At 70.3% G+C, this 12,330-nt stretch carries 12 protein-coding genes; 5 read left to right on the top strand and 7 right to left on the bottom strand.

The genetic code is table 11. From position 1 onward, the window contains the following. Positions 1-7 precede the first annotated feature (7 nt). Positions 8-652: an ACT domain-containing protein gene (locus ESP70_RS17105; RefSeq protein WP_149690501.1), complete on the bottom strand. Its 645-nt coding sequence runs from the start codon at positions 650-652 to the stop codon at positions 8-10. A 55-nt stretch (positions 653-707) separates the two neighbouring features. Here ESP70_RS17105 and ESP70_RS17100 point away from each other — a divergent pair, with 55 nt between their 5' ends. Next, complete coding sequence (locus ESP70_RS17100; RefSeq protein WP_149690500.1) at positions 708-1,058, top strand: DUF3817 domain-containing protein; 351 nt, start codon at positions 708-710, stop codon at positions 1,056-1,058. 211 nt (positions 1,059-1,269) lie between these two features. On the opposite strand, the gene ESP70_RS17095 is transcribed toward ESP70_RS17100, so the two are convergent. Next, complete coding sequence (locus ESP70_RS17095; RefSeq protein WP_149690499.1) at positions 1,270-2,163, bottom strand: LysR family transcriptional regulator; 894 nt, start codon at positions 2,161-2,163, stop codon at positions 1,270-1,272. A 71-nt stretch (positions 2,164-2,234) separates the two neighbouring features. On the opposite strand from ESP70_RS17095, the gene gabT reads away from it, so the two are divergent. The 3 genes from gabT to ESP70_RS17080 are packed head-to-tail and all read left to right on the top strand — an operon-like array spanning position 2,235 to position 6,370. Next, positions 2,235-3,566, top strand: a complete 1,332-nt coding sequence (gene gabT / locus ESP70_RS17090; protein ID WP_149690498.1) for a 4-aminobutyrate--2-oxoglutarate transaminase — start codon at positions 2,235-2,237, stop codon at positions 3,564-3,566. Beyond that, complete coding sequence (locus tag ESP70_RS17085) at positions 3,563-4,984, top strand: NAD-dependent succinate-semialdehyde dehydrogenase (RefSeq protein WP_149690497.1); 1,422 nt, start codon at positions 3,563-3,565, stop codon at positions 4,982-4,984. Before gabT ends, ESP70_RS17085 begins: the two co-directional genes overlap by 4 nt. Before the next feature lie 24 nt (positions 4,985-5,008). Beyond that, positions 5,009-6,370 carry an NAD-dependent succinate-semialdehyde dehydrogenase gene (locus ESP70_RS17080; RefSeq protein ID WP_149690496.1) on the top strand — a complete coding sequence of 454 codons (1,362 nt, stop codon included), beginning with the start codon at positions 5,009-5,011 and terminating at the stop codon, positions 6,368-6,370. Between the two features lie 9 nt (positions 6,371-6,379). On the opposite strand, the gene ESP70_RS17075 is transcribed toward ESP70_RS17080, so the two are convergent. Genes ESP70_RS17075 through ESP70_RS17060 form a run of 4 tightly spaced genes read right to left on the bottom strand, consistent with a single transcriptional unit; the run spans position 6,380 to position 10,210 of the window. Further along, positions 6,380-7,732: a transaminase gene (locus tag ESP70_RS17075; RefSeq protein WP_149690495.1), complete on the bottom strand. Its 1,353-nt coding sequence runs from the start codon at positions 7,730-7,732 to the stop codon at positions 6,380-6,382. Next, positions 7,729-8,349 carry a Pr6Pr family membrane protein gene (locus ESP70_RS17070; protein WP_149690494.1) on the bottom strand — a complete coding sequence of 207 codons (621 nt, stop codon included), beginning with the start codon at positions 8,347-8,349 and terminating at the stop codon, positions 7,729-7,731. Before ESP70_RS17070 ends, ESP70_RS17075 begins: the two co-directional genes overlap by 4 nt. 25 nt (positions 8,350-8,374) lie before the next feature. Further along, positions 8,375-8,953 (bottom strand): LURP-one-related family protein, encoded by a 579-nt coding sequence (locus ESP70_RS17065; protein ID WP_149690493.1) that lies wholly within the window; start codon positions 8,951-8,953, stop codon positions 8,375-8,377. A 12-nt stretch (positions 8,954-8,965) separates the two neighbouring features. Then, the gene (locus ESP70_RS17060) at positions 8,966-10,210 is read right to left on the bottom strand and encodes an NAD(P)/FAD-dependent oxidoreductase (protein WP_149690492.1); all 1,245 of its coding nucleotides are present in this window, start codon (positions 10,208-10,210) and stop codon (positions 8,966-8,968) included. A gap of 69 nt (positions 10,211-10,279) precedes the next feature. Here ESP70_RS17060 and ESP70_RS17055 point away from each other — a divergent pair, with 69 nt between their 5' ends. Next, complete coding sequence (locus ESP70_RS17055; protein WP_188110677.1) at positions 10,280-11,011, top strand: CatB-related O-acetyltransferase; 732 nt, start codon at positions 10,280-10,282, stop codon at positions 11,009-11,011. Here ESP70_RS17055 and ESP70_RS17050 read toward each other — a convergent pair. Continuing rightward, positions 11,008-12,102, bottom strand: coding sequence for a glycosyltransferase family protein (locus tag ESP70_RS17050; protein WP_223148761.1), 1,095 nt, complete (start codon positions 12,100-12,102; stop codon positions 11,008-11,010). The two genes, ESP70_RS17055 and ESP70_RS17050, sit on opposite strands and share 4 nt — an antisense overlap. Positions 12,103-12,330 lie beyond the last annotated feature (228 nt).

The raw sequence follows: 12,330 nt of genomic DNA, 5'->3' as shown, positions 1-12,330 counted from the left end.
TAAACCGTCAGCGGCTCTGGACTGACGCGGCGAGCGAGACCATGTGGCCGAGGCGGGCGAGCTCTGACGCCAGGAACTCCGGACCGCCGTGCCGCCCCACGACGACGACGAAGCCGTCGCCCCGACGATCGCGAGCGGGCGAGGCCGCGAGCACCGTCGAGTCCCACTCGGGGACCTCGCGCAGCACCTTGGACTTGCGGATGCCGAGCCATCCCGACGCCTCGGCGACGAGCTTGGGGGCCGTCGACGACTTGGCCATGATCGCCGCCTCACCGTCGACGCGGTGCAGGGCCATCGCCCAGTCCGTGCGGAATGTCGACGGGATGACCTCGACGAGGTTGTCGATCGCCTTGGTCGGGTCCTCGGTGAACCGCTCGACCGCCTCGAGGTCCATGCTCAGGTTGGCGCCGGCGTTGTAGCGGGAGATCCAGTCGACCTTGACACCCTCGAGCTGATGGCACGCCGTGATCAGCGCGTCGGGCATGACCCGCGCCGGCAGCTCGAGCAGCACGTCGTCCACGACCCGCCCGTCGGGACGTCGCTCGACGATCTCGATCGCCTCGATGTCGGCCCCGGCGCCACCGAGAGCCGTGGCGAGCGCACCCAGCGAACCGGGCACATCGGGCAGCTCGACGCGCAGCAGGAAGGCCATATGACCATTGTCACTGGCCCACATTGCCTTGGCGTTACGCGGGTAGCGTGGTGGCGTGAATCCCTCAACCGTCCGCACCATCTTCCGCACCGTTGCGATCGCCGAAGCCTTCTCGTGGGCCCTGCTGCTCGCCGCGATGTTCTGCAAGTGGATCCTCAAGTCCGAGCCGTTCGGCCTCCACGAAGGCGGCGTGCCCGTCGCCGGCCCGATCCACGGTGGCATCTTCCTCGTGTACGTCGTCGTCAGCCTGATCTCGGCGTACGTCTTCAAGTGGAACCGCAACACGACGCTGCTCGCCCTCGGCTCCAGCATCCCGCCGTTCTGCACCTACTGGTTCGAGAAGGTCGCCGACGGCAAGGGACTGCTCAGCAAGCCTGAGCCCGTCGGAGCGACGTCGGCTCCGTAGCGGACGCGAGGGTGCCCCCGGGCTCGGACCCGGGGGCACCACGTCGCACACAAACACGCAGCGTTGCACGCGACGCTACTGCGGATCAGCCGAAGGGGCGGCCCTGACGAGGGGAACCCGTCCTCCTGCATCTCCCGTGATTCGAAACTAGCTCGCGCTCAAGGCTTCGTCACCGCGTTGCGGGAAACCTTGCGGGAGTCCGCAAGGCGGATCAGCCCGTCGGTGCGACGTCCGCGCCGTAGCGCTCGACGCAGAACTCCCGCAGCCGGGCCGCCAGCTCGTCGAGCGTCGCCGCCGCATGGTGGCCCGGCTCCCACGCCGCGAACAGCTCGATCCGCAGCGGCCCGTCCCGCCCGACGATCTCCAGCGGGTGCAGCCCGAAACGGGGATCGTCCGACACCACCGCGGCGCCCCGGCCCGCGGCAGCCAGCGCCTGCGCGACCTGAGGGTTGCTGCAGTCCACGACCGACGGCGCTGACACCCGCGCCCGCTCCAGCGCCCGATCGAGGATCTGCCGCGGCTTGAACGCCGGTGTCAGGGCCAGCACCGTCTCGGTCGCGAGCTCCTTGAGGCGTACCGAGCCCTGGTCGTGCCACCGGTGGTCCGCCCGTACGTACGCCCAGACCGGCAGCACCGCGAGCGCCGCGCTCGCGAGCCGGGCCGGCGGCGGCTCGGTCGCGATCGCCAGGTCAGCGCCGTGCCGCAACGCGTCGTACGCCTCGCGGGGATCCGACTCGATGACCGTCGGCATCGGGTCGTCGGGGCCCAGCGTCGCCAGGAACGGCGCGATGACGTCGGTCAACGTCGTGGTCGGCGCGGCGATCGTGATGCGCTCGAGCCGCCCCGCGGCGTATGACCTCGCGGCGTTGCGTGCGCCGTCGGCGCGGCGCAGGACGTCCTGCGCGTGCGGCAGGAACTGCCGCCCGGCGGCGCTGAGCTGCAGCCGACCGGAGGACCGCACGAACAGCTCGACGCCCAGCTCGTTCTCGAGCTGCCGGATCTGCCGAGAGATCGCCGGCTGGGTCACGTGCACCGCGTCGGCGGCCGCGCTGACCGTGCCGGACTCGGCGACCGCGACGAAATAGCCAAGCGTGCGTAGCTCCATGCCTTGAGAGCATAGTCTCGATGAAAACTGAGTATTGGACGGCATAGCATCGTGGCGACGAGAATCGGGGCATGTCTGCCTCTCTCGAGCAACGCCGCAACCTCGTCACCGCGATCCCCGGGCCCCGCTCGCAGGAGCTGATGACCCGCAAGAAGTCCGCCGTCGCCCAAGGCGTCGGCACGACGATGCCGGTGTTCGCGATCGAGGCCGGCGGCGGCATCGTCAAGGACGTCGACGGCAACTCGTTCATCGATCTCGGCTCCGGCATCGCGGTCACGACGGTCGGCAACAGCGCGCCGCGCGTCGTGGATGCGGTCCGCGAGCAGGTCGAGGCGTTCACGCACACGTGCTTCATGATCACGCCGTACGAGGGCTATGTGGCCGTCGCCGAGGCGCTCAACCGGCTGACCCCGGGCGACCACGACAAGCGCTCCGCCCTGTTCAACTCCGGCGCCGAGGCGGTGGAGAACGCCGTCAAGATCGCCCGCGCGCACACCAAGAAGCAGGCCGTCGTGGCATTCGACCACGCGTATCACGGGCGCACGAACCTGACGATGGCGATGACCGCCAAGTCGATGCCCTACAAGAGCGGATTCGGGCCGTTCTCCCCTGAGGTCTACCGGGCGCCGCTGTCCTACCCGTACCGCGACGAGAAGAACGTCGACGGCGCCGCAGCCGCGCGTCGCGCGATCACCTACATCGAGAAGCAGGTCGGCGCCGCCAACCTCGCCGCGGTCGTGATCGAGCCGATCCAGGGAGAGGGCGGGTTCATCGTCCCCGCCGAGGGCTTCCTGGCCGGGATCGCCGAGTGGTGCACCGCCAACAATGTCGTGTTCATCGCCGACGAGGTGCAGAGCGGCTTCGCGCGTACGGGCGAGATGTTCGCCTGCGAGCATGACGGCGTCGTGCCCGACCTGATCGTCACCGCCAAGGGCATCGCCGGCGGGCTGCCGCTCTCGGCAGTGACCGGCCGGGCCGAGATGATGGACGCCGCGCATGTGTCGGGGCTCGGCGGCACGTACGGCGGCAACCCCATCGCCTGCGCCGCGGCGCTCGCCACGATCGAGACGATCGAGGCCGACGGGCTCGTCGAGCGCGCCCGCCAGATCGAGCGCCTCATGCTCGACCGGCTGCACCGCCTGCAGGCCGACGACGACCGCCTCGGCGACGTACGCGGTCGCGGCGCGATGATCGCCGTCGAGATCGTCAAGAGCGGCACCGACGAGCCCGACCCGCTGCTGACCAGTGCGATCGCCGCCGCCGCGCATCTCGCCGGCGTCATCGTGCTGACCTGCGGCACGTACGGCAATGTGCTTCGCTTCCTGCCGCCGCTGGCGATCAGCGACGAGCTGCTCAACGAGGGCCTCGACGTCGTCGCGGCCGCCTTCAAGGAGAACGCATGAACGGGCTGTTCATCGGCGGCGAGTGGCTGCCCGGATCCGCAGGTGAGTTCGACGTCGAGAACCCGGCCGACCGCACGGTCATCGGCCAGGTCGCCGACGGCGGACCGGCCGACGCGACCGCCGCGGTCGACGCCGCGGCCGCTGCGCTGCCCGGCTGGAGCGCCATGCCGCCGAGGCAGCGCTCGGAGATCCTCCGTCGCACGTACGAGCTGATGATCCGCGACATCGAGGAGCTCACCGCACTGATCAGCGCCGAGAACGGCAAGTCGCTGTCCGACGCACGCGGCGAGGTCACGTACGCCGCCGAGTTCTTCCGCTGGTTCGCCGAGGAGGGCGTACGCACCGGCGGCGACTACGGCGTGTCGCCCGCTGGCGGCACCCGCACGGTCGTGACGCACAAGCCCGTGGGCATCGCCGCCCTCGTGACGCCGTGGAACTTCCCGGCCGCGATGGCGACCCGCAAGATCGCCCCGGCGCTCGCCGCGGGCTGCACCGTCGTGCTCAAGCCGGCCTCCGAGACGCCCCTGACCGCGCTCGCCGTGACCCACCTGCTCGTCGAGGCTGGCGTGCCCGACGGCGTCGTCAACCTCGTGCCGACCACGGACGCCTCCGCAGTCGTGTCGACCTGGATGGCGGACGCGCGCGTCCGCAAGATCTCGTTCACCGGCTCGACCGGGATCGGCCGTGTGCTGCTCAAGCAGGCCGCCGACCGGGTCGTGAACTCGTCGATGGAGCTCGGCGGCAATGCCCCGCTCGTCGTGACCGAGGACGCCGACCTCGACGCCGCCGTCGCGGGCGCGATGATCGCGAAGTTCCGCGGCGGCGGGCAGGCCTGCACCGCAGCCAACCGGTTCTACGTGCACGCCGACGTCGCCGATGCGTTCACCGCCAAGCTCGGCGCCGAGGTCGAGAAGCTCACCGTCGGGCCCGCGACCGAGGGCTCGCAGATCGGACCCTTGATCTCCGCCAAGGCCGTCGACGGCGTTGCCGCCCTGGTCGACTCGGCGGTCGCCGCCGGTGCCCGCATCAGCCACCGTGCCGACATACCCGACAGCAAGGGCTACTACTTCCCGCCGACCGTGCTCGTCGACGTACCGGCCGATGCCGACCTCGTCACCACCGAGATCTTCGGCCCGGTCGCGCCGATCGTGACGTGGACCGACGAGGCCGAGATGCTGCGGCTCGTCAACGCGTCCGAGTTCGGCCTCGCCGCCTACGTGTTCGCGGGCGAGCTCCAGCGCGCGATGCGGATCGGCGAGGCGATCGACGCCGGCATGATCGGCATCAACCGCGGGCTAGTCTCGGATCCATCGGCACCATTCGGCGGGATGAAGCAGAGCGGCCTCGGACGTGAGGGCGCCCGCGCCGGACTCGACGAGTTCACCGAGACGCAGTACCTCAGCATCGACTGGCCCTGAGGGCCACCACCCGAGGAGAAGCACATGACCACGACATCCGGACCCGCCTACCAGGTCGTCAACCCGGCGACGGGTGACGTCGTCGAGACGTTCGACACCGCGACCGACGCCGACATCGAAGCGGCGATCGCGGGAGCCACCCAGGCGTACGCGTCGTGGAAGGACGTGCCGATCACCGAGCGCGGCGAGATCGTCAAGAAGGTCGCCGCCCTGTTCGCCGAGCGTGCGGACGGGCTCGCGGCGATCGCGAACGAGGAGATGGGCAAGCCACTGAGCGAGGGCGTCGAGGAGGCCGAGTTCTGCCAGTCGATCTTCGACTACTTCGCCACCGAGGGCCCGACGCTGGCTGCGGACCAGCCGATCAAGACGTTCTCCGGCGGCAAGGCCGTCGTGCAGAAGCTGCCGGTCGGCCCACTGCTCGGCATCATGCCGTGGAACTTCCCGTACTACCAGATCGCCCGGTTCGCGGCACCCAACCTGATGCTGGGCAACACGATCATCCTCAAGCACGCCGAGTCGGTGCCGAAGTCGGCGCTGGCCGTCGAGCAGATCATGAAGGACGCCGGCGTGCCCGAGGGCGCGTACGTCAACGTGTTCGCATCGCACGAGCAGATCGAGACGATCATCAGCGACCCCCGCATCCAAGGCGTCTCGCTGACCGGGTCCGAGCGCGCCGGCGCGATCGTCGCCGCCATCGCCGGCAAGAACCTCAAGAAGTGCGTCCTCGAGCTCGGCGGGTCCGACCCGATGATCGTGCTCGACAGCGACGACCTCGGCGAGGTCGTCGACAATGCGTGGGACTTCCGGATGTACAACACCGGCCAGGCCTGCAACTCCAACAAGCGCATGATCGTCATGGACGACCTCTTCGACGACTTCGTCGGCAAGCTGACCGAGAAGGCCCTGGCGATCGACTCGTTCTCGCCGCTGTCGTCCCGTCGCGCGGCCGAGGCGCTCGCCGAGCAGGTCGACGACGCCGTCAGCAAGGGCGCGACTCTGCACGCCGGCGGCGTCCTGAGCGACGGGCCCGACGCGCACTACACGCCCGCCGTGCTGAGCGGCATCACCAAGGACATGCGGGCGTACTCCGAGGAGCTGTTCGGGCCGGTCGCGGTGGTCTACAAGGTCGGCAGCGACGAGGAGGCGCTCGCGCTGGCCAACGACACGACGTACGGGCTGGGTGGTGCGGTGTTCTCGAAGGACCCGGCTCGTGCGGAGAAGATCGCCCAGCGGCTCGAGGTCGGCATGGCGAACGTCAACACGACGGCGGGCGAGGGCGCGGAGATCCCGTTCGGCGGCGTCAAGCGCTCCGGCTTCGGCCGCGAGCTCGGCCCGCTCGGCATGGACGAGTTCGTCAACAAGCGGATGTTCTTCATCGCCGACTGACGTACCCGGCTAGCCGAGCAGGTCGGTGAGCGCTTCCTCGAACACCTCGTGGTGGCGCTCCACGTCGTCGAGCGTCGTCGTCGGCGCCATCAACGCCATGTTGTGGAACGGCGTCAGCAGGATGCCGCGGTTGACGAGGAAGACGTGCAGGTAGTCCTCGAGGTCCTCGTCGGCGGCCGCGGCCGACTCGGTGCCGTTGCGCGGTGCGGGTGAGGCGAAGCGGTACTCGGTGCGGGCGCCGAGCTGGCTGACCGACCACGGCAGGCCGTGCCGGTCGATCGCGGCCTCGACGCCGGCCGTGAACGCCGACGCCGTGGCCACCATGTGCGCGAACGCGTCGTCGGTCAGCACGTGCTCGAGCGTCGCGCGCATCGCCGCCACTGACACGGGGTTGCCGGCCAGCGTGCCGCCGACGCCGCCCATGTCGACGAGGTCGAGGTCCGTACGCCCTTCAGCCGAGGCGGCGAGCTCCTCCGACAGTCCGTACGCACCGCAGGGCACGCCGCCGCCGATCGCCTTGCCGATCACGAGGACGTCGGGCTCGAGGCCCCACAACGCCGTCGCTCCACCGGGTCCGGCCGAGAACGTGTGCGTCTCGTCGATGATCAGCAGCGTCCCGTGGCGACGGGTGATCTCACGGACGCCGGCGAGGTAGCCGTCCTCGGGCAGCACGATGCCGATGTTGGTCAGGGCGGGCTCCATCAGCACCGCCGCGACATCGCCATGGGCGAGCTGGCGCTCGAGCCCGTCGAGGTCGTTGAACTCCGCGACCCGGCTCGTCTCGGTCACGTCAACGGGCGCGCCGACGTTGCCCGGTCGCATCATGCCCTCGCCGTCGGGACCGACCACGATCAGCGACTCGTCGACGCTCCCGTGATAGCAGTAGGCGTTGACCAGGATCTTGGGCCGGCCCGTCAGGGCGCGGACGAGCCGGATGGCCCACCGGTTGGCGTCCGTGGCGGTCAGCGCGAAGCTCCACCGTGAGAGCCCGAAGCGCCGGGTCAGCTCGGCGCCGACCCACTCGGCGTCGGGCGTGGGCAGCATCGTCGTGAGCCCGCCGAGGACAGACATGCGGTGCGCCACGGCATCGAGCGTCGGCTGCGGCGAGTGGCCGGCCATCGCTCCGGTGTCGCCGAGGGCGAAGTCGACGTACTCGTGCCCGTCGACGTCCCAGACCCGGTTGCCCCGGGCGCGATCGACGTACAAGGGGAACCCGGCCGCGTTCTTGTTCATCCACGTCATCGGCACCCGGCCGAACAGGTGCGTGGCCTCGGCATAGTGCCGCGCCGAGATCGGATGCAGGCCTGCGTACGTCGCGCGTTCCCGCTCCAGCAGCGCGGCCAGTCGGTCCCTGTCGATCATGCCTCGACCTCTCGTCGGCTCAGCTTGAGATAGCCCCACGCGAGGCCGAGCGCCAGGAGCAGCACGACGACGCACGCGACGGCCACGGCCAAGCCGCCGTGCCGGTCGACGTCCAGGAAGTCGTACGGGACCGGAGCCCGCCGATCACTCGTGACGGCATAGGACGGGTCCGACACCCCGGCCCTGATCAGCGTGTAGGCGAGCCAGGCGAGCGGCCAGATCAGGAACCACAGCGCACTGCGGTCGAGGCGCGTGCGGGGTCGGAACAGCAGGAATCCGAGCACGGAGAGCGCCGGGACGACGTAGTGGAAGATCTTGTCGTACCACCACTCGATGCCCGTGAAGGCGCCGTTGCCGGCGAGGACCGTGGCATAGACGATGCCGGTGATCGTGATCGCCACGAGGCTGCCGAGCCGCAGGATCCCGAATGCCGTCCCGCCGCGGTCGGGCCGGGCCGCGACCGACGCCGCGGCGACGAGCACGAGGATGTTGGACTCGATCGTGAAGTAGCTGAACAGGTTGATCAGCGGGCGGTCACGGTCGATCGTCAGGATCGTCTGTCCGACAAGGGCGAAGGCAGCCAAGGCGGCAATCGCGCCATGCCAGAGTCGGGTCACGCCCCGACGATAGCGCCGTACGACGTCAGCGGGCCTGCAACGCGTCGAGCGCGACGCCCATCGCTGCAGCGACCCGCCAGTCGAGCTGCCAGCCGTTGTCGAGCACCGGGACGGTCAGCTCGTAGCGGTCGCGCAACGAGCGCTGGCGCTCCGACGACAGGATGACCCGGCCGTCGGACGCCGTGAAGTCGAAGTGGAACAGCAGGAACGGGATGTCGACGAACCGGCGGATGATCGCGATCGCCGCGTTGCGCTCCTGGCCCATCGAGGTGAGGCCGTCGGGCGTCGAGAGGTGCCACGTCGAGCGCAGCAGCGACTTCTTGAAGTCCTTGCGGAACTCGCCGATCGGGTTGCCCTGGGCATCCGTCACGTCGTACGTCGCACCGAGGTCGAGGCGCTGACGGGCCTTGAAGCCGAAGACCGGCTGCGTCTTGGTCTCGTCGGTGAAGAACGTGACCTGCTCCTTGAACGCCATGCGCTTCTGCTCGGCGAACGCGACCAGCGCGCCCTCGGTGCCGTCGGGGCCGATCGGGCGCAGCTCGTAGCGGTTGACCATCAGGGTGATCTTCTGTCGCAGGGCAAACCGCTGCGTGGCGTCAGTCATGGCTACATCCTGTCAGCGCAGGGGGTCGAAGCTCGACAGCAGGCTCGACGTTTCGCCCCGAATCACCTGGGCGGCGAGCAGCTTGCCGCTGAGCGGACCCAGCGCGATGCCCCACATGCCGTGCCCGCCGGACACGAACACGCGCGACGACTTCGTACGCCCGATGAGCGGCAGCCCGTCGGCGGTGCACGGTCGCGAGCCGACCCACTCGTCGGTGCGGGCGGCCCAGTCGACGCCGGTCAGCATCGGCGTGGCCGCGTCGATGATCGCCTTGACGCGGCGCGGATCGAGGGGCGCACCGGGCTTGCGGAACTCCATCATCCCGGCGACGCGCAGGCCGTCGCCGAGCGGCGTGCAGGCGACCCGCTGTGCCGGGAAGTACATCGGCGCGACGGGCATGTGCTCGGGCTGCACCGTGAAGCTGTAGCCGCGGCCGGCCTGCACGATCGTCCTGACCCCGACGTCGCGCGCCAGCGAGCCGAGCCAGGTACCCGTCGCGATGACGACCGCATCGGCCGTCAGCGACTCACCACCGGCGACCTCGAGGCGTACGCCCGACGCTGTCTCGCGGACGTCACGGACGTCGACGTCGGTCCGGATCTCGGCGCCCCGCTCCCGCACCGCGTCGGCCAGCGCGTTGACGTAGCGGCCCGGGTTGATGAATCGCTGATCCCTCAGGCGTACGCCACACGTCACGGCGTCGCCGAGGGCCGGCACCAGCGCGTGCATGGCCTCGCGGTCGAGCAGCTCTGCCGGCGTCTCGACACCCAGCTCCCGGACGTGCTCGAACTCGTCGAGCAGCGTCTGCCGGTCGTCCTCGGAGGCGAACGCGGCGAGGAACGGCTCGGCGGCCTTGGTCGGCTCGGCGAGCCCGGCCGCGGCGATCTCGTCGAACGCGTCGAACGCCTGTCGGTTGGCCTCGGCGAACACCGTCATCGCGGCGCGCCACCTCGGCGCCGTGCAGTGGCGGGCGAAGTCGACGAGGAACTTCAGGAGTCGCGGGTTCGTGCTGAGCGGCACATAGACCGGCGACGACGGCTTGAGCGTCGCCTTGATGCCGCCGGCCAGGATCGCCGGGTCCGGCAGCGGAAGTGTCAGGGCCGGAGCGAGCCAGCCGGCGTTGCCCCACGACGAACCCGCCGCCACGCCGGCCCGGTCGACGACCGTCACACGTACGCCCTCGGCCTGCAGGAACCACGCCGCGGAGAGCCCGACCATGCCCGCGCCCACGACGACGACGTGCTGCGGGGATTCCATGGGTCCATTGTGCGGGTGCCGCGGCCCTGTCAGGCAGTCGATACCCTGACCCGGACCGGAGGAGGACACGTGGACGAGCACACCCGCGGCGCAGGGCATGTGCAGCACATCGGCTCATCACGGCTGTTCGTCGAGCCACCCGTACGCTTCCTCGGCCCGTTCGTCATCCGGTCCAAGACCCACATCGGCGCGTTCACCGAGCTCGGCCGCGAGGTCGAGGCGCAGGCCGCGACGATCGGCCGCTACTGCGAGATCGGCCCGGGCAGCCTGCTCGGCGCGACGGGCCACCCGACGACGTGGCTCAGCGTCTCGGCGTTCCAGTACCGCACGTCGACCTGGGGCTGGCATCCTTCGGCCGACGCCAACGAGGTCATCGACCCCGAGGCCGGCGGGCGACAGTCGTTCCGCAGCGTCGCGGGCGACCTGGCGGTGATCGGCAACGACGTGTGGATCGGCGCCAACGTCGTGGTGCTGCGTGGTGTCACGATCGGCGACGGCGCGATCATCGCCGCCAACGCGGTCGTGACCAAGGACATCCCGGCCTACTCGATCGCCGGCGGCATCCCGGCCAAGGTCATCCGCCCCCGCGTCGCAGACGACCTGCGCGACGAGCTGCAGGAGCTGGCGTGGTGGCGGTTCTCGCCCAACCAGCTCAGCGGCATCCCCTACGACGACCCCGTCGAGGCGGTGCGACAGCTGCGCCCCAAGGTCGAGGCCGGCCTCGAGCCGTACGACCCGGGCTTTGTCGAGGTGCACAAGCCGGTGCCGCAGAAGCGCAAGCGGCGCTGGTACGTCCGCTAGGGCTCCAGTCGGTCGCGGGCCGACTCACCGGCCAGCACGTCGAGGTAGATGCGGGCGTGCGCCGCGGCCAGCTGCTGGCGCTGCTCTACCCGCTCCTCGACCGGCACCGGCTCCACGGGCCACTGCTCGTACGCCCGACGGACGGCGTTGACCAGCGAGTCCTCGTCGAGACCATGGTCGTCCATGCCGAAGCGGAACACCGGCGCCTGGTCGGCGAAGTAGCCACAGCTCGGCGCCACGACCGCGGTCCCGACGTCCCGGCACGCCTCGAGCCATGACGAGTGCGTGCCGAACCGGTAGGGCAACACCGACGCGTCGAGGCCGGCGAGATAGTCCCAGAGCTGAGCATCGCTGAAGAACTCCCGCACCCTCACGCGTACGCGATGGTCCGCGCGCTGCATGTGCCGGGCGAGGTCGACGTCGAACCGCCCGCCTGACGGTCCAAGGACGTCGGGATGGGCATCGACCTGAAGGATCGCGCCCGGGAGAGACCGCACGGCGCGGATCAGTGCGGGCAACAGCGTGAACGGGTCGTCCCCCGGCCGCGGCTTCGAGACCCGGAGGCCGACCGTGAACGGGCGATGGCGATGGTCCGGCGTCTCCCGGCGACGGTGGATCCGCTCCATCGTCGCCAGGCTGACGACGTGCGGGTGCGGCAGGACCACGGCCCGACGACCCCAGCGCTCCTTGATCTCGTGGGCAGCTCCCGGCGTGAGCGTGATCAACGCGTCGGCCGCCGGGATCAGCACGTCGAGGCGAGCGTCGTGCTGCTCGCGCTCGACCTGGCGAGGACTGCGCAGGTCGTGCACCGTGTGGACCAGCGGTCTGCCCGCATGTCGCAGGATGTCGACGAGATCGGCGAGCTGGGCGGGCGCATGGCCGTCGAAGCCGAAGTGCAGGTGGAACACGTCGAAGTCAGCCTGGTGCCGACGCACCCACGACGGCTCGAGCATGACCGGCGGCCACCACTTCGAGAGCGTGACCCGGCTGGGGTTGCGCGGATCGGGGTCCGTGAGCCGCAGGACCCGTGGGGCGCCGGGGTCCTCGCGGACCGGCGACAGGTGCCGGACGTACGGGTGCGCGGCGGGCACCGAGGCCACCTTGATCCGGTCGCGCCGCCGCCGGGAGCGGGCAGGTCGCTCCGTGCGTACTGGTCGGCGCGCGGTCGGCATCGGGTCCCTTCTTCCCTCATGAGTCCGGGGTGGCGACCTGCTGCACCACCCGTGAACCTACCCAGAAGGCGGTCGGCCATGCGTCCACCGGGGCACCGACGCATGGCCGACGGCCCACCGGGTAGCAGTCATCCGAGGCTCAAGACA

The sequence above is a fragment of the Aeromicrobium ginsengisoli genome, assembly GCF_004134905.2.
Lineage (GTDB): Bacteria > Actinomycetota > Actinomycetes > Propionibacteriales > Nocardioidaceae > Aeromicrobium > Aeromicrobium ginsengisoli.
The sequence above is the reverse complement of the archived record's forward strand: the minus strand, read 5'-3'. Positions and strand labels throughout refer to the sequence as shown.